17 protein-coding genes are annotated in these 21,026 nt (G+C 66.8%); 1 reads left to right on the forward strand and 16 read right to left on the reverse strand.

The features are described 5' to 3' along the window. Positions 1–348: 348 nt before the first annotated feature. The 13 genes from Q3A80_RS05890 to Q3A80_RS05950 all read right to left on the reverse strand — a co-directional run bounded on the left by Q3A80_RS05890 (position 349) and on the right by Q3A80_RS05950 (position 15,966). On the reverse strand, positions 349–672 hold the full coding sequence (locus Q3A80_RS05890) for a DUF4148 domain-containing protein (protein ID WP_446328139.1): 324 nt from the start codon (positions 670–672) through the stop codon (positions 349–351). Between the two features lie 154 nt (positions 673–826). Beyond that, the gene (locus Q3A80_RS05895) at positions 827–1,792 is read right to left on the reverse strand and encodes a LysR family transcriptional regulator (protein WP_446328140.1); all 966 of its coding nucleotides are present in this window, start codon (positions 1,790–1,792) and stop codon (positions 827–829) included. A gap of 37 nt (positions 1,793–1,829) precedes the next feature. Beyond that, positions 1,830–2,129, reverse strand: coding sequence for a hypothetical protein (locus Q3A80_RS05900; protein WP_446328141.1), 300 nt, complete (start codon positions 2,127–2,129; stop codon positions 1,830–1,832). Between the two features lie 457 nt (positions 2,130–2,586). After that, on the reverse strand, positions 2,587–3,534 hold the full coding sequence (gene cynR, locus Q3A80_RS05905) for a transcriptional regulator CynR (RefSeq protein ID WP_446328431.1): 948 nt from the start codon (positions 3,532–3,534) through the stop codon (positions 2,587–2,589). A 224-nt stretch (positions 3,535–3,758) separates the two neighbouring features. Beyond that, positions 3,759–5,171 (reverse strand): efflux transporter outer membrane subunit, encoded by a 1,413-nt coding sequence (locus Q3A80_RS05910; RefSeq protein WP_446328142.1) that lies wholly within the window; start codon positions 5,169–5,171, stop codon positions 3,759–3,761. Continuing rightward, positions 5,165–6,064: an efflux RND transporter periplasmic adaptor subunit gene (locus tag Q3A80_RS05915; RefSeq protein WP_446328143.1), complete on the reverse strand. Its 900-nt coding sequence runs from the start codon at positions 6,062–6,064 to the stop codon at positions 5,165–5,167. The genes Q3A80_RS05910 and Q3A80_RS05915 overlap by 7 nt, the downstream gene beginning before the upstream one ends. A 1-nt stretch (position 6,065) precedes the next feature. Next, a complete protein-coding gene (locus Q3A80_RS05920) occupies positions 6,066–6,290 on the reverse strand; it encodes a DUF1656 domain-containing protein (RefSeq protein ID WP_446328144.1) in 225 nt (74 codons plus the stop codon). Continuing rightward, positions 6,287–8,353 carry an FUSC family protein gene (locus Q3A80_RS05925; RefSeq protein ID WP_446328145.1) on the reverse strand — a complete coding sequence of 689 codons (2,067 nt, stop codon included), beginning with the start codon at positions 8,351–8,353 and terminating at the stop codon, positions 6,287–6,289. The genes Q3A80_RS05920 and Q3A80_RS05925 overlap by 4 nt, the downstream gene beginning before the upstream one ends. A gap of 496 nt (positions 8,354–8,849) precedes the next feature. After that, complete coding sequence (locus Q3A80_RS05930; protein WP_446328146.1) at positions 8,850–11,219, reverse strand: DNA polymerase II; 2,370 nt, start codon at positions 11,217–11,219, stop codon at positions 8,850–8,852. A gap of 80 nt (positions 11,220–11,299) precedes the next feature. After that, a complete protein-coding gene (locus Q3A80_RS05935; protein WP_446328147.1) occupies positions 11,300–11,491 on the reverse strand; it encodes a hypothetical protein in 192 nt (63 codons plus the stop codon). A gap of 111 nt (positions 11,492–11,602) precedes the next feature. Continuing rightward, positions 11,603–13,195 carry a PAS domain-containing hybrid sensor histidine kinase/response regulator gene (locus Q3A80_RS05940; RefSeq protein ID WP_446328148.1) on the reverse strand — a complete coding sequence of 531 codons (1,593 nt, stop codon included), beginning with the start codon at positions 13,193–13,195 and terminating at the stop codon, positions 11,603–11,605. 361 nt (positions 13,196–13,556) lie between these two features. Next, positions 13,557–15,203, reverse strand: coding sequence for an EAL domain-containing protein (locus tag Q3A80_RS05945; protein ID WP_446328149.1), 1,647 nt, complete (start codon positions 15,201–15,203; stop codon positions 13,557–13,559). Between the two features lie 448 nt (positions 15,204–15,651). After that, positions 15,652–15,966, reverse strand: a complete 315-nt coding sequence (locus tag Q3A80_RS05950; protein ID WP_446328150.1) for a hypothetical protein — start codon at positions 15,964–15,966, stop codon at positions 15,652–15,654. 825 nt (positions 15,967–16,791) lie between these two features. On the opposite strand from Q3A80_RS05950, the gene Q3A80_RS05955 reads away from it, so the two are divergent. Further along, positions 16,792–16,962, forward strand: coding sequence for a hypothetical protein (locus Q3A80_RS05955; RefSeq protein ID WP_446328151.1), 171 nt, complete (start codon positions 16,792–16,794; stop codon positions 16,960–16,962). An 88-nt stretch (positions 16,963–17,050) separates the two neighbouring features. Here the strand turns inward: Q3A80_RS05955 and Q3A80_RS05960 are convergent, their stop codons facing one another. From Q3A80_RS05960 to Q3A80_RS05970, 3 genes are all read right to left on the reverse strand, one after another. Continuing rightward, positions 17,051–18,670, reverse strand: coding sequence for a histidine-type phosphatase (locus Q3A80_RS05960; protein ID WP_446328152.1), 1,620 nt, complete (start codon positions 18,668–18,670; stop codon positions 17,051–17,053). Between the two features lie 184 nt (positions 18,671–18,854). Continuing rightward, on the reverse strand, positions 18,855–19,289 hold the full coding sequence (locus Q3A80_RS05965; protein WP_446328153.1) for a phosphatase: 435 nt from the start codon (positions 19,287–19,289) through the stop codon (positions 18,855–18,857). Between the two features lie 322 nt (positions 19,290–19,611). Then, the gene (locus Q3A80_RS05970; RefSeq protein WP_446328154.1) at positions 19,612–20,970 is read right to left on the reverse strand and encodes an NAD(P)/FAD-dependent oxidoreductase; all 1,359 of its coding nucleotides are present in this window, start codon (positions 20,968–20,970) and stop codon (positions 19,612–19,614) included. Positions 20,971–21,026 lie beyond the last annotated feature (56 nt).

The raw sequence follows: 21,026 nt of genomic DNA on the forward strand, positions 1-21,026 counted from the left end.
TTCTCCACACATCAGTGTGTGTTTTATTGTGTGCAGCGTTGTGTGCATATTAGAAGGGCAAAATTCGACGTGTCAACGACAAATCGCGCTGTGCGGGGGGCGGGTTTTCCCCGGGGGGAACGGGCGTGCGGGTCCACGCGAGCCGCGGGCTACGCGAGGGAGACAAGCGGAACGGTCAGGGGAAGCTGGAGTCCGTCGGGCAGAGCGCGGGGGTGGCGCAGGGACGGACCGGGAAAGAAGGTGTTGTGACTGGATGCGGTCGTACCGGGCGGCCGACGGCATCGGAAAGTCGAGCGGCGAGCGCAGCGGCTTCGAACGCCGCTCCGCTCTGCCGCGACCAGGCGGACGTTACTGCTTCATCCCGGCAGTCGCCGGCGCGCCCGCCGACGTGCCCGGTGCGCCGGCCGGCCCGTAAGCGGCTTCGCCGCTCTTGTGTTCGGCGAGGCGCTTCGCGGCGAGACGTTCCTGCGCGGCGACGATGTCGTCCGGATAGTTGTCGCCGTCGCCGATCGACGGGTCGTAGCCGACCGATTCGAGGTCGAGCAATTCCTGGCGCACCTGTGCACGCGTGAGCGTCGACTGCGACGATTGCGCATACGACGCGTCCGGTGCGGCAAGCAGAACGGCCGCGGTAGCGGCGGCAGTAGTGATGGTGACGACGAAAGATTTCATGACTTCCTCAGACGGTTTCGTTCAGGTCGCGCGCGAGCGCGATGCACTGAACCGGTGTGACAAGTTCGGGAACGTGGTTCGAGCGGATATACGGCGAATCCGGGCGAACCGTGTTCCGGCATGAGGCGGCGTGGTGACGCATGACGATGCGGCGCTACGCATCGACATCCGCCGCGACGGCGACCCCCGGGCTGATCGCGCCGGCAGCGCGCGGCGCGGCGAGCGACGGCAACCTGAACCGTTCGGCGGCGAGATCGACGAACGCGCGTACCTTGCCCGGCAGGAATTCGCGGCCCGGGTACACGAGCGACACGGCCACGCCGTCGCTCACGATCCGGTAGTCGTCGAGCACACGCGTCAGCGTGCCGATACGCAAGTCGTTTGCAACCGCGTATTCCGGCAGCAGCGCGATGCCGCTGCCGGCGAGCGCGAGCTGGCGCTGCATCAGCGCGCTGTTCACCGTAACCGGCGCATCGAACTGGGTAGCATCGAGCGTGCCGTTAGTGCCTGCCCATCGGTAGGTTCTCGCACCGGTCGTGAGCCCGACGATCCGGTGGTGGTCGAGGTCGGCGGGCCGCCGCGGCGCCGTTGCTTCGAGCAGGTAGCCGGGCGATGCGACCGCGATGAGCGGCACATGTGCGAGCGTGCGCGAAACGACGGATACCGACGTGATCATCGTGTCGGCGACGATGCCGGCGTCGAACTCGCCGCCGAGCAGGTCGACTTCCGATTCGGTCAGCGTGATGTGCAGCGATACGTCCGGGTGGCGCGCCTGGTATTCGGCGAACAACCTCGCCAGCTCCGTCGACATCAGGCTGTGCAGCACGACGACGTTCAGGTCGCCGCAGATGCGGCTCGATTCCTGCGTGGCGCGCGATTCGATTTCGGACAGATCCATCAGCAGCGCGCGGCAGCCTTCCGCATAGCGGACGCCGACTTCGGTCAGCACGGTCTTGCGCGTCGAGCGTTGCAGCAGCTTCACGCCCAGATGCGATTCGAGATCGCCGACGTAGCGCGTCACCAGCGACGGAGAAAGATTCAGCTGGTGGGCGGCATGGGAAAAATGATGCGTGTCGGCAACCTTGAGAAAGACCCGCATCGCACTGAACAGATGATTCACGACGGTTCCTGTTGCAGGGGCGTTATCGAAAGCGGGATCAACTGCCGAAGTAGACGTTGCAGAAGCTCACGGGGCCGACGCAGTCGCTGTCCTGCGCCGCGGGCGGGCGATGCTGCGTCTGGCGAAGCGGAACCACGACCTTCGGTGCGGCGTCCGTACGCACGCGGTTGCCGCCGTTCGAGCGCGCGGCGAGTTGCGCGGTGCCGGCTACAGAGGCTGCTTGCAGCTGGATCTCGGGCGAGGCCGGCTGTTGTTGCGCGTACGCGCCAGCGGTGACGGTGAAACCAGACAGTGCGATGAGGGTGGATGCGGCAGGGATGATGACAAACTTTAACATTTAGGATTCCGATAAAATGAATAATGATTCTTTCAGTTCGATTCCGGATGTCGGCGTGGTCGAGTCGTTTGGTCGGTGACCGGGTGCGTGTCGGATTCTTCTTGTCGAATGTATCGGCATGGTGCGGAAGGCTCGCGCGACATGGTCGCCGGGCCTCTCGACGCCGGGATGCGGCGCGACCGATTCATCAGGAATCGATAACGAAAGAATGCAGGAAAACCCTGATCAAGTCCAAGGCGAATTTCCGATGCAGTCGATAAGGCAAATCGATGATTCGGAGGACGAATGGTTTATCTGCGAATTCGCCAATTAAATCGGGAATTCAAATTGAAAAGGAAAATTAAACAATGTGCGAGAACGCGCGAAAGCGCCGCATCCGCATTGCGGATACGGCGGCGTCGAGCCTATGCCGATTATTCGACCGTGGTGCGCAGCTCTGCCGGCGGCGCGATGTGTGTCAGGACGCGTCGCGCGCCGTCAGCGTGCGCAGCGACGACAGGCTGCCATGTTCGAGCATCTCGCGCACCATCTGCGCGAATGCCGTCGACGCGACGGTGCGATAGGCGCCCTTGCGACGCAACAGCGCGACCGTACGCACCGGAAATGGCGGATCGAGCGGCACGTATTGCAGATCGCGATGCTCGAACTCGATCGTGCCGGGCAGGATCGTCGCGATCTTGCCGCGGCTCACGATCTTCAGCACCGCGCTGATCGAGTTCGCCTGCAATGCGACGTCCGGCTGCATGTCGTACGACTGGAAATAGCTGTCGACATAGAAGCGCGACACGAAGCTCGTCGTCAGTAGCGCCATCGGCGTGCCGGCGAGCTGCGTCGGCGTGACGGGATCGCGCTGAGCCGTCAGCGGGTGCGTGCGGCCGACGACGAGCATCAGCTGCTCGGGAAACAGCGCCTCGGCTTCGATCTCGTCGGCGCGCACGTCGACGAAGCCGAACGCCAGATCGACCTGGTCGTCGCCGAGCGCGGTCTCGACCGCATCGAGCGACATCTCGGTGATCTCGATGACGATGCCCGGATAGCGTTCGTGAAACTGCTCGATCACGGGCGCGACGAGGTATTCGGTGAAGGTCGGCGTGAAGCCGATCCGCAGTTGCCCGCGCGACAGGTCGTGCACGTCGTGCAGCGCGCGCTGCGCGGTGAGCAGGTCGTTGTGTGCGCGGCGCGCGTATTCGAGGTACACGCTGCCGAAATCGGTGAGCTGGACCATGCGGCCGCTGCGGTCGAACAGCTGCGCGCCAAGCTCGTCCTCGAGCTGGCGCACCTTCTGCGACAGCGCCGACTGCGACACGCTGAGCGCTTCGGCGGCCCGCGTGAAATTGCGGTGCTCGTCGATCGCGAGCAGATAGCTGATGTTGCGAAGCAGGGGGCTGCGTTGGGTGAACTTCATTTTCCGCGGATTGAGTCGCTGGTCGCGTGGATCGGGTATCGCGCCATTATGCGCCGGTTGCGGCGCGGTGGCTGGACGCGTCGCGCGGCGCTGCGGGGAATCGCCGGGCACGATGATGCCGGCACCGCATGCGTTTGCCGCGTCGGCATTCAACAGCGAGGCTTCGGCGTGCCGGCCCGCGTCGCGCGTCGCCGGCCGTTCGATCGTCAGGTCGTCGGGAACGCTCATTGCCAGCCGCCTCCAAGCGCGAGGAACGTCGCGATCTGATCGTTGTTGACGTCCTGACGCGCGGCTGCGACGGCCGTTTCGGCCGCGAGCCACGTGCGTTGCGCATCGAGCGCCGCCAGTCCGCCCACGCGCCCGCCGCGCCGCAGTTCGTCGGTGCGCTCCATCACGTCGCGGGCGGCGTCGCGCGACGCCTCCAGGCGTTGCAACCGGTCGAGCGCGCCTGCGTAGGTGTCGAGCGACGTTTCGGTTTCGCGCAGCGCGGTGAGCACCGTGGAATCGAAATGCGCGAGGCTCGCGCGGCTGTCGGCCTGCGCGGCTTCGATGCGGTCGCGAATCGTGCTGCGATGCAGGTCCCACGTGATCATCGGACCGACCGCGAAGCGGTTCGTCAGCGGCGTGAGGAACGCGGCAGCCCCGCCGGTCGAGCCGATGCTCGCGCCGAGCTTGATGTCAGGATACAGCGCGGCCGTTTCGACGCCGATGCGGGCGGTCGACGCGGCGAGCCGGCGCTCGGCCGCGCGCACGTCGGGCCGGCGCTTGAGCAGCGCGCGCCCGTCGCCTGACGGAATCGGTTTCGATAATTCGAGCGGCGCACTGCACGCCAGCAGCGCGCGATCGTAGTTCTCCGGCGGCTGGCCCGTCAGCGTCGCGAGACGGAACGCCGCATTGAGCCGGCGGGCGTTCAACGGCGCGAGCAGCGCGCGGCTGTTCTCGATGCTGCCCTGGTCGCGCTGTTGCTCGAAGGTCGGCGCGCGGCCGTTCGCGATCAGCTGGCGCGTCAGCGCGAGGCGCTGCTGCTGAACCGCAATTGCCCGCTGCAACACGTCGATCTGGTTCCCGGCATTGCACAGGTCCGAATACGCGCGCGTGACTTCGGCCGCGACGTTCACGCGCACGAGATCGCGCGCTGCGGCGACGGCTTCATTGTCGGCGGACGCCGCCTCGATCCCGCGCCGGATTCCGCCGAACAGGTCGAGGTCGTAGCTCATCGCGAAGCCGATGTTGTAGATCTCGTGGCGCGGCGGCTCGACATGCGACAGCACCGACGCCGCAGATTGCTGTGTGTAGTTCGTCGACGCGTCGAAGCCCACGCTCGGCTCCCGTCCTGTGCGCGTCGCCGCGAGCAACGCATTGCTGCGTTCGAGGTTCGCCTGCGCGGCGCGCAGGTCGACGTTGCTGGCCAGTGCCTTTTCGACGAGACCGTCGAGCACAGGATCGTTGTACAGGCGCCACCAGTGATCGGGCAGCGGGTCGTTCGATGCGACCGATGCGCCCGCAACGAAACCGCCGTTGGCGGCCGGTGCGTTCGCGAGCGCGTCCGGCGGCACGCGGTAGTCGGGGCCCACCTCGGCACAGGCGGCGAGCGCGACGCAGAGCGCGGCGATGGAAGCCGTACGCAGGCTTACCATGGCAGGCTCCGACGCACGGTGACGTCGCCGGCCCGTGCATGAATCTCGACGGACGCAGTCTGGCCCGGAACGAGCCGCACACCAGGCGGCACCGAATCGATCACGACGCGCACCGGGATGCGCTGCGCGAGCCGTACCCACGTGAACGCCGGGTTCACGTTCGCGAGCTGCGCGTCGCCGCCCGCGCGCTCGCGGTCTTCCACGCCGCCGGCGATGCTCTGCACGTGGCCGCGAATCTCGCTCGCGACGCCCATCAGATAGATGCTGGCCGGGTCGCCGACGTGGATCGCCGGCAGCTTGGTTTCCTCGAAGTAGCCTTCGACCCGCAGCGACGCGTCGTTCACGAGCGCCATCGCGCCCTTGCCGGCGGTCAGGTACGCGCCGGGAAGCAGCCCGACGTTGGTCACCGTGCCGTCGATCGGCGCGCGCACGAGCGTGCGTTCGAGGTTCAGCGCGGCGAGGTTGCGGGTCGAGCGCGCCTGCGCGAGCGCGGCGCGCAGCTTCTCGACGCGCGTCGTGCCCTGCTGCGTCGATTCTTCGGCCACCACGTCCGGCATCGCGCGATTGCGGCGGTCTTCCCGAATCGCTTCGTCGAGTTCGGCCTGCTCGCTCGCGATGTTCGCGTCGGCTTGCTCGAGCGCGATCCGGTAGCGCGACGGGTCGATCACGAGCAGCACCTGGCCTTTCGTCACTTTCTGGTTGTCGTGCACGCGCACGTCGGTCACGAGGCCGCTCACGTCGGGCGCGATCGGCACCACGTCGGCGCGGACCTTGCCGTCGCGCGTGAGCGGTTCGATCTGGTAGCGCACCCAGAGGCCGTAGATCGCGCCGAGGATGCCGAGAATGATTGCGGCCGTCAGCACGGTACGCAACAGGGGGAGGATTCGCTTCATGTCAGGAAAGGAGGCGATGCGGGAAAAGGATGTCGGCGAGGCGGGCGATGCCCCACCACAACAGGAAGAACGTCGCGAGTTCGATCAGCGCGGGCTGCCACAGCAGCACGCGTAGCGGCAGCCGTTGCAGCACGCCGCGCAGCAGGAACGTGGCGACGAGCGCGACGACGGCCCATGCGAGTGCGGACGGCATGTAGATGCCGAAAACGTGGATTTCTTCGATCATCGCGTCGTTCCTTCGACGAGTTGCACATGCGGGAACAGGTTGCAGCGCATGCCCACCAGCGCGAGCAGCGTCGCATCGTCGCGGCCGGTGGTGTTGCGCGCGGCCGCGGCGATCGCGCGATTCAGCGCGCGCATCAGCGATGCGGTGGCCGGAATCGGGTGGTGCGCGTCGGCGCGTGCGCGATACAGGTTCGATACCGCCTCGAGCGCGGCTTCGATCGCGACGCGCGTTTGCGCATCGCCATTGTCGAGACCTTCGCGCACCTGGATGATGTTGCGGCCGATGCGCAGGTCGCTCAGCCCGTCGACAGCGTGCAGCGCGTCGTTCGGATTCGCGAACGCCATCCGGGCGGCGACTTGCCCGAGCCGGTCGACCGCGCGCGCGGTCCACGTCGGCGCATCGAGGGGCCGATGCGGATCGGCCATCTGCGCGAGATCGGCCCAGTTCTGGCGCACGATCCGGTAGGCGGTCCAGCGCGTGCTGGCCGAGCGGAAGAGTCTGGTCACGACGAGCGTCGTGACAATGCCGCCGACCTGGGCGAGCCCCGTATTGAGGAACAGCGCGAAGTCGGCCTGGAAACGATCGAGAAAACCCATGGCGACGATGAAGCAGGAGAACATCGGAAGCGCGCGAGCGGTGCGCGCGGGATCGGCCTGGATGTAGCCCATCCAGACGAAGGCCGGTGCAAGCGTCAGGATCAGCATCCCTGCGCCGTCGACGCGCGGCAGGATCACGAACAGGTACAGCGCGGCGAGCGGAAACGTGACGAGTGTCGACACGAGGTAGCGGCCGATCACCGGCGCCGGATCGTCCTGCGCCGCGAACGAGCAGGTGACGAGCGCGGCGAATGCGGCCGTCGCCGAGCCGTTCGGCCATGCAAGGAGAATCCACACCGCGCAGTAGATGATGATCGCGGTGGTCGTCGCGGCGCCGGCGAGCAGCGCGAGGCCGTGATCGCGCGCGAGCTTGAAGCGGCGTGTGCCGTCGACCGGCGGCAGGTGGCGCTCGAGTTCGGCGTCGGTTTCCGCGAAGGTGCGCACGAGCCCGCGCGCGGCGTGCAGCGTGTCGATGAAATCCGCCGTGCGGTCGAACAGGTTCGCCGCGAGCAGCGACGTCCAGGTCGGATCGAGCAGCCGCTCGGCCGCGAGCGTCCGGCAGCGCGCCGCGAGCCCCGCGTCGAGCGCTTCGCCGACTTCCTGCGACGCGTGCAGGTCGTCGATCACCGCGTCGACCAGCGCGGCGGTTTCCGCATCGACCGCGTTCAGCGAGCGCAGCTGGTCGAGCCGGTTCGCGGCGGCCGACGCGATCGACAGCAGCGCCGCGAGACGGTGCTGCAGCGCGGTGACCGTGTCGCGCGTCGCGAGCGCGAAGCGCTGGTCGAACGGCAGCGTCGTAGCGATCATCCCCAGCTCGGTCACGTCGGCCGCGAGCTTGCGGCGATGCTCGTGTTCCAGCCGCGTGTGGTGCGTGCCGAACGCCTCGGCCGTCCAGCGGCACGCATCGCCGAGGAACGACAGCGCGCGCTCGTGAATCACCGGGCGGTTGTTCGGTGGCTTCAGCAGCATGTGCGTGATCGTCACGCACAGGATCGCCACCGTCATTTCCTCGACGCGCGACACGGCCGTGATGAAGATGTTGGTCGGATCGTCGAGATAAGGAAAGCAGATCACGGCCGAGCTGAACGCGGCCATCTGGAACAGGAACGCGCGCGGCGTGCGGTCGAGCACCGCGAGATAGATGCAGAAGCCGATCCACAGCGCTAGGCACAGCACGAGCAGCACCGGCGAGTTCTGCAGATTGGGTGCGACGGCAACGGTCACCGCCGCGCCTGCCGCGATGCCCGCGAGCCGGTAGATCGTCTTCGGACGGAACGCGCCGGCCATCGGCTGCGCGGTCACGTAGACCGTCAGCAGCGCCCACCACGGACGCGGGAAGCTCACGGCGAACGAGATCAGCAGCACAAGCGCGGCTGCGATGAAAGTGCTGAGCGAGAAAAGGAGTTTTCTCGAATCGATGGAGAATCGGTCGCGCGGCCGTAGCGGCGCGACGGTGGCTTGCGACACGTCGTTTTCCTCGGGTGAGACAGGCGGAATGTGTTGCGGAAACTGCGTTACGGCGTCGGAGGCGGCGTGCCGCACGTCATGTCGTGCAGCGCCGGTTTGCGGCATGCGCCGCGGCGGGCGGAGTTCGGGTGTACGGCCACGGCAGACCGCACGTCACGGAGGTGTGTTGCAGGCATTTCAAGCACGACTTGCGCGCCTTTTCCTTTTTATTCAAGCGCGTGGCGGCGACATATCGATGACCGCGGGTGCCACGGATACTCGGTTGCGAAGGATCAGGGTTTCATTCGATTGCGATGTGCGAAATTGTGCGCTGCGGCGCGCGCGGCGTCCAAGTCGGATTTCCGACCGGGTCGATCGGTTTTACTTATCGCTGCGCGCGCGGGCCCGCCGGAATGCCGATCGGGCCGGTTCGTCGTCGTTGGAGGAGGACGCCCGAAGCGGTTGCGAGCGCAACCGTATGCCGAATGAACGAGTCAATGCCGCGGCCCCGTCGGCGTCAGAACAATTGCCCCTGCCCAGAAATCACGCGTTCGAAGTCGTCGCGCAGGAACGGCAGGATCGCATCGGCAACCGGCTGCAACTGACGGCTCACGTAGAACGCGTAGTCGATCGGCGAGCGCATCGTCTCGAGCGGCTCCGGCCCGGCCGTCGTCATCACGTAGCTGATCCAGCCGCCGCGCTGGTATTGCAGCGGCCGGCCCTGCGCGTGGTTGAACTCGTCGGCGATCCGTGCGGCGCGCACGTGCGGCGGCACGTTGCGTTGGTATTCGCTCAATGGCCGGCGCAGCCGCTTGCGATAGATCAGCTGCGCGTCGTACTCGCCCGCGAGCGTGCGCCGCACGTAGTCGCGGATGAATTCCTGGTACGGCTCGCGCTTGAACACGCGCCGGTAGAGTTCGCGCTGAAATGCCTGCGCGAGCGGCGTCCAGTCGGTGCGCACCGTTTCGAGCCCCTTGAAGACGAGGTCTTCGCCGCCATTCGCCGCACGCGCGAGGCCTGCGTAGCGCTTCTTGCTGCCTTCCTCCGCGCCGCGCACGGTCGGCATCAGGAAGCGGCGGTAATGGCGCTCGTACTGCAGCTCGAGCGCGCTTTCCAGCCCGAAGCGATCGCGCAGGTGCGTTTGCCACCAGCGGTTCACGTGCTCGACGAGCGCGCGGCCCTTGGCTGCCGCTGCGTCGTCGTCGTGTTCGCGACCGAGCCATACGAAGGTCGAATCGGTGTCGCCGTAAATCACTTCGTAACCCTGCGCCTCGATCAGCTCGCGCGTGCGGTGCATGATCTCGTGGCCGCGCATCGTGATCGACGACGCGAGGCGCGGATCGAAGAACCGGCAGCCGGTCGAGCCAAGCACGCCGTAGAACGAGTTCATGATGATCTTCAGCGCCTGCGACAGCGGCGCGTTGCGCTGGCGTTTCGCTTCGTCGCGGCCTTCCGACACGCGCCGCACGATGTCGGGCAGGCAATGCGCGGTGCGCGAGAAGCGCGCGCCGAGAAAGCCCGGCACGGACGTATCGTCGCCCGGATGCGCGAGCCCTTCGATCAGGCCGGCCGGGTCGATCAGGAACGTGCGGATGATTGACGGATACAGGCTCTTGTAGTCGAACACGAGCACCGAGTCGTACAGGCCGGGCCGCGAGTCCATCACGAAGCCGCCGGGGCTGTTCTGTCCGACGATATCGCCGAGATTCGGCGCGACGTAGCCGAGCCGATGCATGCGCGGCAGGTACAGGTGCGTGAACGCGGCCACCGAGCCGCCGGTACGATCGGCCGCGAGGCCCGTGACGGTCGCGCGTTCGAGCGCGAACGACAGCAGGTCGGCCTTGTCGAAAATGCGCGTGACGAGTTCGCAGTCCTTCAGGTTGTAGTGCGCGAGCGCGGGCTTGTCGTGATCGAAGCGGCGCTGGATCTCGTCCATTCGCTGATATGGATTGTCGATCGACTTGCCTTCGCCGAGCAGCGACTGCGACACGTATTCGAGGCTGAACGACGGGAACGTCCACGTCGCCGATTTCAGCATGTCGATGCCGTCGAGGATCAGGCGGCCAGCCGCGCCCGCGAAGAAGTGGTCGGGCTGCTGGCCGTGCGCGCGCCACTCGAGCACGCTGCCGCCGCGCCCGAGCTTCAGCGGCACGCCGTATTGCTCCGCATGCGCGTGCAGGATGCGCAGGTCGAACTGCACGAGGTTCCAGCCGATCACCGCGTCGGGATCGTGTTCGGCAAACCAGTCGTTGAGCCGCGTGAGGATCTCGGCCCGGCTGTCGCAGTAGTCGAGACGGAAATCGATCGCCGGCTTTGCGGCGCCGTTCGGCGGACCGAGCATGTAGACCTGCCGCTGCCCGCAGCCTTCGAGCGCGATCGAATACAGCTCGCCGTGGACGCTCGTCTCGATGTCGAGCGACACGCAGCGCAGCGTCGGGCGATAGCCGGTCGCGGGCTTCAGTTCGCCGTCGGTCAGCGTACCGTCGCGGCCGGCCGTGCCGCGAAACAGCACCGGTGCGGTGATGAAGCGCTCCATCGTGTAGCGGTCGGGCGGCTGGATGTCGGTTTCATAGACGTCGATACCGGCCCCCGCGAGCCGCTTCTGGAGTCCGGACAGATGGCGGTAGCGGCGGCAGTAGAGTCCGGCGACCGGGCGCTGGCGGAAGTCGCGCAGCGCGAGCGGGCGCAGCTCGGCATCGCGTTCGTCGGCGAGCGCGCGTTCGGCGAGCGCCTGCTGCTCGGCCGGCACGAACGCGACGGCTTCCTGCGGGCGCAGCCGCACGCGGCGCGGACCATGCTCGGTTGCCAGCCAGAACTCGATCTCGATGCCGGACGCGGTGTCCCGCCAGTGGCGGGTGAGGATGAAACCCTGCTCGAAGTCCGTCAAAACGCTTGCTCGTCGTGGATGTCCAGGCGGCGGATTTTAGCGCCTGCGAGCGGTTCCCGCCGAACGCGGCGCCAATGGCATCAGGTGGCAGGAAGCCGCCGTGCGACTCGCCAGGCGGTGCGGGCAGTATCGACCGCGTGAAGGTGCCAGCGGCGCGCGGCGACTGCGTGGCGCGTGTGCGTCACGTATGCGTCTACCGCGAGTTCGAGCGCGCCGTCGTCGAGCGGCGACAGCGTCGCCGTTGCGCCGGAGCCGTCCGCGAATTCGATCACGGCGGCGCGCGGTGCCGCGACGCGCGCCGGCACGTTTTCAGCCGTTGCGACACTGCCGGGGTCCGGATGCGAATGCGCGGCGCGCAGCAGGAGCGCGGCGGGCGCACATCGTCATAGCCGGCCGCCGCGCCGCGCGTCATCCTCGACGCGCGCGAGCAAACGGTCGAGCGCCTCGATCGGAATCGGCTTCGCGAAGTGATCGTCGAAACCGGCGTCTTCGGTGTCCTTGCGATCGGACGAACGTACATGGCCGGACAGCGCGACATAGCACGCATCGGGTGCGGCGCCGGTCGTCCGCAATTCCTGCAGCAGCTCGAACCCGCTGACGTCCGGCATGCTCAGATCGATCAGCATCAGGTGCGGCGCGAACGCGCGCGCAAGCGGCAGCGCTTCGCGCGCGTGATACGCGACGCGAGTCGAGTGCCCCTTGATCTGCAGCAGGACGCCGAGCGTATCGGCCGCTTCGTGATTGTCGTCGACGATCAGGATCCGCAACGGCTGCGCCGCGGAAGATGCCGGCCTGGCCGGCATCGCGGCGGCGTCGTGATGCTGCCGCGCGAGCGGCAGCCGCACGGTAAACGACGACCCCTTGCCGATGCCGGCACTGTCGGCGGTGACGCTGCCGCCGTGCAGCTCGACGAATTTCCGGCAGATCGCGAGGCCCACGCCGAGCCCGCCGGCCGCGTAGCGTCCCGCGCTGGTCTCCTGCTCGAACAGGTCGAAGATCGATTCCTGCGCGCCGGGCACGATGCCGATCCCGCGGTCGACGACGTCGATCGCCACCACGTTCTCCTCGGTGTGCACGTGGATCTCGATGCGCTCGTCGTTCGGCGAATACTTCGACGCGTTGTCGAGCAGGTTGTACAGCACCTGCACGAGACGCACGTCGTCGCCGTTCACGATCACGGGCCCCGGCGGCAGGCGCACGACAATCTGCTGGCCGCGCGCGTCGACTTTCGGCTGAACGCCCTGCACGCTGCGATACACGATATCGCGCACGTTCAGCGGCGCCTGCTTCAGTTCGACCTTGTCGGACTTGATGCGGCCGATGTCGAGCAGGTCGTCGACGAGCCGGACCAGCTGTTCGATCTGGCGATCGGCGATGTCCTTGCATTGCGTGAGCGCGGGGCCCAGTTCGGACGACGGCAGGCTGTGCAGAATCCCGATCGTGTGCCGCAGCGGCGCGAGCTGGTTGCGCAGTTCGTGCGCGAGCGTCGCGATGAAGACATCCAGCCGCCGCGTCGCGGCTTCGAGCTCCTCGACGCGCTTGCGCTCCGTCATGTCGCGCGTGATCTTGATGAAGCCGCGCAGCTCTTTCGACTCGTCGCGCACCGCGGTGATCGTCACGCTGGCCCAGAAACGCGACCCGTCCTTGCGCACGCGCCAGCTTTCGTCCTGGAAGTGGCCGTACGCGGCCGCCGCTTCGAGCGCGTGCGTCGGGCGGCCGGCGGCGATCGCATCGGCCGGATAGAAGCGCGAGAAATGGGTGCCGATGATTTCGTCCGCCCGGTAGCCCTTGATGCGCTCCGCGCCGGTATTCCACGTCGCGATATTGCCGTGCGTGTCGAGCATGAAGACGGCGTAGTCGGTGATCGATGCGACGACGGTCTGGAACCGGAATTCCGCGTAGCGGTCGAGCAACGGTTGCTCGTGCGCGGCCGGCTGGCGGTCCGAGAGGATGGGCTGCGGCTGGTCTGGCGTCATCGGGACACTCGTTCAACGTAGCAATTGCGCTGGGAATTCCATGACAGCGCAAGGGATTCTTGCCCGGTCGCGCGTCGGTCGGGATCGAGAAGAGGATAACGGCTCGGCGCCGGTGAATCAAAGGGGACGCACCCGCATCGCGGCGTGCCGGCAGGCCGTGCGGCGGCAGGATTCACCCCGATTGCGCGGCCCGAAACGCGCGACGGACGGGGGCGCATCGGTTCGGCGCGGCAACGCGACGCCTTCGCGCGCCCGCTACCGGCGTTCTGCTGCAGCGTGTGGGAATCGACGTGACGTTGCCGGGGCCGCGTCGCGCGCTCGAGGCCGTTCGTCCCAGGCACGACGCGCGGGGCGCCGCCGCTCAGGCCGGCATCGGCGCGAAATCCCGCTTCAGGTGTTCCGGACGTTGCGGCCGCTGATACAGGTAGCCCTGCGCATACTGGATGCCGACCGCATGCAGCGCGCGGTGCTGCTCCTCCGTTTCGACGCCTTCTGCAATGATCTTCAGGCCGTAGTGGTGCGCGAGCGCGGCGATTCCCTCGATCAGCCGGGCATTGCCCGTCGTCAGCTGCGAGATGAACTGGCGATCGATCTTCACGTAGTCGAACGGAAAGCGCGACAGCATGTCGAGATTGCTGTGATGCGTGCCGAAGTCGTCGATCGCGAATTTCGCGCCCGTCGCGCGCAACGCGGCGAACAGCGCGGTGGTGCGCGCGTTCTTTTCGAGCAGGATGCGCTCGGTCACTTCGAGCACCAGCGTGAAACCCGGCGGAAGCCGGCGAATCGCATCTTCGACGACCGACACGAAGCGCGGGCGTTCGAGGTCCTTCGGCGCGATGTTGATCGCGATGCGCAGCGGCATCGGCGGCGCGATGTCGGTCAGTTCCGCGATCGCCGTGCGGAGCACGAATTCGGTCACCTTCGGCAGGATCGCGCTCGACTCGACCTGCGGGACGAATACCGCCGGGCTGATGGCCCCCCATTTCGGATGCTGCCAGCGCAGCAGCGCCTCGACGCCGACGGTCCGGCGTGTCCGGACGTCGACGATCGGCTGGTATACGACGTGAAATTCGTTGCGGTTCAGCGCATTGCGGACGGCTTTCAGCAGCAACCGGCGCGGCGCCATCGCGAGCAGGTAGGCCGCGGCGACGAGTCCGTTCACCAGCAATGCGATCGTGATGCAGACGATCCGATAGTGTTGATTCACCTGCGATACGTAGGACTTCGACGAAGTGACGGAGACCGTGAACGGCCACGTCCGCGAGGCGATCGCGTTGCCCGCGGTGGGCGACGCGCCCGACGGCGGCACGAACCGGCCATGCCGATCGATGCCGCCTGCCCCCTCGACCGACAGCGTGGCCGTTTCCGCGCCGAAGCGCGTGCCGTGCGCGAGCATGTCGGCCACATAGTCGCCTTCGACCAGATAGAGGACGCCGGATTCGGGCGCGGTCGCACGAAATGCGGCCAGCACCGGAACGCGATGTTGAAACGGCGTCTGCTGCAGCAGCGCGATGGCCGTCATCCCCGGTTCCGGCGCGTGCAGGTACGCGTCGAGCGACACGTCGATCGGCCCCAGCGCCGACGAACATGTGACGCGGCCGTCGTTGACGAGCGCAACCGCACGCAGATAGCGCAGGTGCGTGCCGATTTCGGCGAGTGTCCTGAAGATCGCGGTGCAGGGCCGCCCGACCAGCGCGTTCAATTCGTCCGGATGCCGCGAGCGGATCCCGTCGAGGATGTGATTGACCGAGACGACGATGTCGTTCGCGACGACGCGTTCGTGCCGGGCCACCGATTCGCGCGCGAGGCGCCCGGCCACGACGAACGCCAGCACGAGCACCAGCACGCAGATCAGCAGCGCCACGAACAAGACCACGTGTGGCCACACCCCGCTGCGCTGGAACGCGGGCTTCGGGCCCGGCGTGGGTGTGGAGGTTCCTCGGGTCGCATTTGTTGTTGTATGCATGGGCATGCAGGTCGAACCGGTCGATGGATGGACGCGAAGCATGTGCCGTGCCTGGCCGGGACACGGTGATGCACGCCGATGTCGACGTGCTGGTCGATTCTGCGCTTGCGTATCGCATCAGGCGGCAGCGCAGCGGAATCGTGGGGTTCGACGCGGCTCTTCCTAACATACATTGATTATGCATGTCTATTGGCGTCGCGCATCGAAAAAAACCCCGACCGCATCGTTGTGCGGTCGGGATGGAAGACACCGTCTCTTGGCACGAGGATGGTGCGCGCCAAGTATATGACGGGACGCGCGATTACGAAATATTAATATTCAACAAATGGTGTAATTCCGCGATTGATGCTCAACAGGAAATATTTGCGTAGCGCGTCATCTCCCGCGGTTCGGATCGCCGGAGCGCCGTCACCGAAGTCCGGCTCGCGTGTCGCGGGCTTCTTTTTTCGAGGGCTGTTGTGTCGCGCTTCCGGGCGCGGGCGACTCGGACTCAGAAGTCGTTGCGCATCTTGTGCAGCAGGTCGCGCGGCGACTGGTGCGTGTCCACGGCGGTGAGCACGTCGGTCAGGAACCACGGCAGGTTCAGCTGCGTGTCGGCATCGCCGACGCACACGCGAACCGGCGGGGCTTTCGAGGTACCGCGGGCGTCGGCCGCCGTGCCGGACGACGTACGCGACGGCACACAGTTGCGCGCCTGCTGCGGAGCCTGCGTGGCGGCACTGTCCGCGCCCGTGCCCGCGGCGCCGGCCGGCACGCTTGCAGCGGCGAACAGGATCAGGATGGCGAGCGGGGCGGCGTGTTTCATGGGAGTCTCCGGCGATGCTGATTCGACATCGTCGCCGGATCGGAGTTCGGCAACGCTAGCGGTTGGCATTTCGCGCTCAACGGCCGGCGGACGACACCGTCGACGATACCGTTTCAACCGCGCGCGATATTCGCGTCCCATGATCGTTGCCGGCTGCGCCACTGCTGCGACCGCTGCGACGATTCCGCCGTTCCGCGGCGAAATGCGCACGTCATGTTTCAAACGTTAAGAATCGTTTGAATTGACCCTCGAACGCTTGCGATGCCGGATGCCGTCATTTATCGTGCCGCCACGACGGCGCCGACACGGCGCGTCAAGCCATATCGCAAGGAGCATTCGTCATTACCGCATTCAATCGTCGCACCCATATTCGTGCCTTTCTCGTGGCATCGGTCGCCTACTTCAACCTGTCGCATCCGGTATCGGCGGCATACACCGAATCGTGGATGAGCGACCATGATGTCAAGACATACGCGCAGCAGGCCGGGCGCGCGCCCGTCGCAGCGAGCAATGCGATCGCCGCGAAGCCGGGGCGGCACACCGCTCATGCGAAGCCGACCGCGCCGGCCGCCGCACATGCCGACGCGAAACTCGTGTCAAAAGCGCACGCGGCACCCGCAACGGGCAACGCGCAGAAGGTTCAACACGCGGCGGGGGCCGCTGCGAAGGTTCACGTTGCCGCGAAGCCGAGCGCAACGCAACTGGTGCGCGGGAGCACGACAGTTCAGCGTTGACGCGTCGACGAGGTCGGCGCACTCGTCGCGCGTTCGATGCGCTCGGCGATAACCGCAGCACGCGACGGTTGCCGGGTAGCGCGCTTCGCTGATGGACCGCCTGTTGTCGTGCGGCATGCAGTACCCCGTGGAGCGAATGCGCATGACCATGCGTATTCGCTCGATGCGTAATGTGCAGCGGCGCATGCGCGATCTCGAGGTCGGGCGCAGCCGCGGCAAGGCCGTGCTCGACGAGAAGGCGCAGCACACGCGATTGCCGTGATGCGCTTCCCCGGCCGCGCGCCAGGACGCCGGCGGAAAATCCGTGAAGCGCCGGCACGATCCTGATTACGCGGCGGGCTGACCGCGCGTTATGGATAGCCGTAACAACGCTTCAGCGCCGCGTAGTCGTAGAAGTGACTCGCCGGCGCGATCTTCGCGCCGTCGCACGCGGCCTGGAAATCCGTCTCGCGCTCGTTGTACAGCATCTTCACGATGAGCCGTGATCCGTTGCGATACACGTCCCATTGCATGTTCGCGGCCATCGGCGACACCTGGTCGCCGCGCCACGGATTGTTCGCGTACGCGTAGGTCTGCGCCTGCGGTGTCGGCACGAACACGTTCTTCAGGTTCAGGATCGACGCGAACGGAATCACGATTTCCGCATGCGTGAAGCGCAGCTTCGCGGCACGCGTGAGGTCGCCGCGCGCGATCGCGTCGACTTCGCTGAAGAAATCGTCCTGCAGCACTTTCGCCATCCGGTACGTGACCGGGTTCGCTTCCTGTATTCCCGGACCTTTTTCGTAGTAATCCTCTGCGTCCTGCAGATAGGCGAGCGTCTGCGCCTGCTCGGTGCCGATGTACTTCTCCATCGTGATGCCGCCCGTTTCGGCCGTCATCGCCGGTGCGACCTGCAGCAGGTTGTACAGCACGTTCACCGCGTCGACGGCCGACGCGATCTTCGTCTTGCCGTCGCCCTTCAGCGTATTGGTGAACTTGCCGTCCGGCGACGTGAACGCATAGGTTCCCGTATTCGCGAACGTGTAGCCGTCCGTGCCGAGCTTCGCGATGAACGCCTGCGACACCAGCGCGGACAATACCGTCTGCGCGACTTCCGCGACCTGCGGCGCCGCGTTGATCGCCTTCAGCTTGTCGGCTACCGTCGTGTCGTTCGAATACGCCTGATACGCCTGGCTCGCCTGATACGTCGCGTAGTACGGATCGGACGTATCGGTCACGAGATTGGTGGCCGGTTTCAGCGAATGGAAATACAGCAGGAAGCGGTTGGTGCCGGCGGGCTGCGCGACCGGTGCGCCGACGGGATAGCCGGACGGTGCGGCGGGCAGCGTGATCGCCGACGCGAGCGCCGGCTGTGCGGCGGCGAGCGCTGCCGAGAAATACGTCGAGCTGTCGACCGCGCGGTCCTGCCCGGAGTTCACGACGGCGATCTGCCGGCTGCCGGACGCGAACAGCGCCGGCAGCCGCTGCGCGAGCCGCGCGGCAAGCTGCTGGTGTTCGCGGATGCCGGTTTGCGTCAGGTTGCCGTAGCCGGGCGTCGAAATCCCCTGCACGCCATAGCCGAGCAGCGCATTGGCCTTCATCATCGTGTACGTGTCGGCCTTCAGCTGCGCGCCGAGCGCGGTCAGTGCGCCGTCGGCCTCGGCCTTGCCCAGCATCGAATGGATCGCGCCGTCGTACTTGAAGCCGGACAGTCCGCGCGAGCCGTGCCGCGCGACGAGCTGCGTGTAGACGGGCGTGAAGCCCGCAGGCGGCGCTTCGTAGGTCGCTGCGTCCTGCTGCGGGCGGTACGGTGTCTTCGTCTGGTAGTAGGTCGCGGGCGCCGGCTGCGGCGCAGGCGCCGGTTGCGGTGCGGGTTGCGTGCCGCTGTCGTCCGCCGACGTGGCCGGCGCGCTCGACGTTTCGCCGCCGCACGCGGCGAGCAGCAGGCAGACGAAGGCGACGGCCGAGGCGGTGCGGGGAAGGCGTGTCATCGTGGCTTGAAACGGACGGGGCGATCCCGGTGTGCATCGTCCCGTCTCCGGAAGAGGTCGATCGAGTCCGGAAGTGTTGCAAGCGACTTTGACAGCACAATGTCAGGCAGTGGTCAGACGATCGTCGGCATGATGCCGGATCGCGATCGGCCGGCGCGAGCCGGCCCGCATGAAGGTGCCGCGATCAGTGCACGCCTGCCGATGCGATCGAGCGCACGGTATCGGTGATGCGCACGCAACGCGACAGGCCGAACGTCTCGGCCTCGCGACGCTCCGGTTCGCTGCTCGCGACGGCCGCCGCACGCTCGGGCGGCACGCCCAGCGCCTGCAGCGCGACATCGAATGGATGCTGATTTGCCATGGAGTCCTGCTGATGTGCGTCCGTCACGACGACCGAGAAGCGGTCGAGGTTCGCGCGACCGAACTGGCCTTCGAACATGTCGCTGAGCCGGGCGGCCGGCAGCGTCGTGACGAGACCGAGTCGATATCCTTGTTCCGATGCGCTGTCGAGCCACTGGATGATCGCATCGCGCTGATTGCGCGATTCGTGCGAATCCGGTGTCGCTTCGATCTGCGCGAATGCGGCGTCGAGACGGGTGACGATGGCTTCGATGAGCACGATGATTCCTCTCCTGAGACGTGACGATCCGTTCGCGGACGGGAATGCCACACACCTTAGCGTCGATCCGGAAAACGCGACCAATTAATATTTATATGCGACTCATACGGTTCGACTAATGAATGAGGCGGCGAGCCAGCACCCGCGCGGGACACAGTCGATACGCCGTGTGCGCGCGATCCGCATCGTATCGACGCGCTTCGATGTGATGCACCAAATGCGCGCACGATACGAATGCACCGGATGTGTGCGAATGAAAAACGGCGTACCGGGCGATACGTGCCCGATACGCCGTCTCGCGGTGCTGCGCGTCAGCCGGTGATCAGTGCAGCTTGATCGACGGCTGGTTGCGGCTTTGCAGCCAGTGGCTCAGCGACTGGAACAGCGCGCGCTTCAGCCCGTACACGCTGAACAGATGCTTGCGGTACAGGAACTTGTACAGGCCGATCGCGGCCAGCCCGTCGACGATCAGCGAGCGCGAACGCGCGCCGAGGTCGGCCTGGTACACGGCGCCGGCCTGCCCGAGCGATACGACGGTACCCGCGTCGCGGAACGTGAAGCCCGCAACCGGCTTGCCGGCAAGGCGGCGCGCGAGCGCGTCGCTCAGATACACGGCCTGCTGGTGCGCGACCTGCGCGCGCGGCGGCAGGAACCCGCTCGCATCGGCCGACGGGCACGCCGCGCAGTCGCCGAACGCATACACGTGCGGGTCGTCGGGCGTCTGCAGCGTGTCGGTCACGATCACCTGGTTCGACCGGTTGAGCGCGATGTCGCCGAGCTCGCGCAGGATCGCGGGGCCCGCGACGCCGGCTGCCCAGATCGTGATGTCGCTCGCGAGCCGCTCGCCGGTTGCCGTCGTGACCGCATCGGCGCCGACTTCCGCGACGCGCGTGTCCGTCAGCACGTCGACGTTCAGCGTGCGCAATTGCGCGTGCATCTTCGCCGACAGCCGTGCGTCGAGCGCCGGCAGGATCCGCGGGCCACCTTCGATCAGCCGGATGTGCACGTCCCGCGCAGACACCAGCGCCTTGAAGCGATACGTCGTCAGCTGCTGGATCGCGTGACGCAGCGCTGCGGCCAGTTCGACGCCCGTCGCGCCCGCGCCGATCACGTTGATGCAGATCGGTGCGGCACGTCGCGCGGGCTGCTGCTCGGCCACGTGGTTCGCCTTCGTGCATGCGGCGAGGAACTTGCGGCGGAAGTCTTCCGCCTGGTCGAGGTTCTCCAGCGGCAACGCATGGCGCGCGGCGCCCGGCACGTTGAAGAAGTTCGTCACGCTGCCGACGGCCAGCACCAGATCGTCGTAGCCGAGCTCGCGCTGCGGCAGGATCTCCGTGCCGTCCGCGTCGTGCACTGCCGCGATCGTCGCCGTGCCCGCCGCGCGGTCGACCTGCTGCAGCGCGCCCTGCACGAAGCGGAAGCCGTGGCGCTTCGCCTGCGCCGCGTATTCGATCGTGTGGGATGCCGGATCGCGATGGCCCGATGCGGCTTCGTGCAGCAGCGGCTTCCAGAAGTGCGTCGGATAGCGGTCGACGAGCACGACGTCGGCTTGCCCGCGGCGTCCGACCGTGTCGCCGAGACGCGTGGCGAGCTGCAGGCCGCCGGCGCCGCCGCCGACGATCACGATGCGCGGCACGCGCGCTGCGCGCTCCGTTGCAAGGGTACGCGTGATGGTGTCCATGTTGTGGCTCCCGCTGATGACGATTCGGATGACATTGCTCAGGAACCGACGATATA

The organism is Burkholderia sp. SR8, from assembly GCF_052851275.1.

Bases quoted from the DNA above. Each gene is read 5' to 3' on its own strand.
- Q3A80_RS05910 (WP_446328142.1), bottom strand. From the start codon at position 5,171: ATGGTAAGCCTGCGTACGGCTTCCATCGCCGCGCTCTGCGTCGCGCTC.
- Q3A80_RS05915 (WP_446328143.1), bottom strand. From the start codon at position 6,064: ATGAAGCGAATCCTCCCCCTGTTGCGTACCGTGCTGACGGCCGCAATC.
- Q3A80_RS05960 (WP_446328152.1), bottom strand. From the start codon at position 18,670: ATGACACGCCTTCCCCGCACCGCCTCGGCCGTCGCCTTCGTCTGCCTG.
- Q3A80_RS05945 (WP_446328149.1), bottom strand. From the start codon at position 15,203: ATGCTTCGCGTCCATCCATCGACCGGTTCGACCTGCATGCCCATGCAT.
- Q3A80_RS05940 (WP_446328148.1), bottom strand. From the start codon at position 13,195: ATGACGCCAGACCAGCCGCAGCCCATCCTCTCGGACCGCCAGCCGGCC.
- Q3A80_RS05950 (WP_446328150.1), bottom strand. From the start codon at position 15,966: ATGAAACACGCCGCCCCGCTCGCCATCCTGATCCTGTTCGCCGCTGCA.
- Q3A80_RS05920 (WP_446328144.1), bottom strand. From the start codon at position 6,290: ATGATCGAAGAAATCCACGTTTTCGGCATCTACATGCCGTCCGCACTC.
- Q3A80_RS05900 (WP_446328141.1), bottom strand. From the start codon at position 2,129: ATGTTAAAGTTTGTCATCATCCCTGCCGCATCCACCCTCATCGCACTG.
- Q3A80_RS05970 (WP_446328154.1), bottom strand. From the start codon at position 20,970: ATGGACACCATCACGCGTACCCTTGCAACGGAGCGCGCAGCGCGCGTG.
- Q3A80_RS05955 (WP_446328151.1), top strand. From the start codon at position 16,792: ATGGACCGCCTGTTGTCGTGCGGCATGCAGTACCCCGTGGAGCGAATG.
- Q3A80_RS05890 (WP_446328139.1), bottom strand. From the start codon at position 672: ATGAAATCTTTCGTCGTCACCATCACTACTGCCGCCGCTACCGCGGCC.
- cynR (WP_446328431.1), bottom strand. From the start codon at position 3,534: ATGAAGTTCACCCAACGCAGCCCCCTGCTTCGCAACATCAGCTATCTG.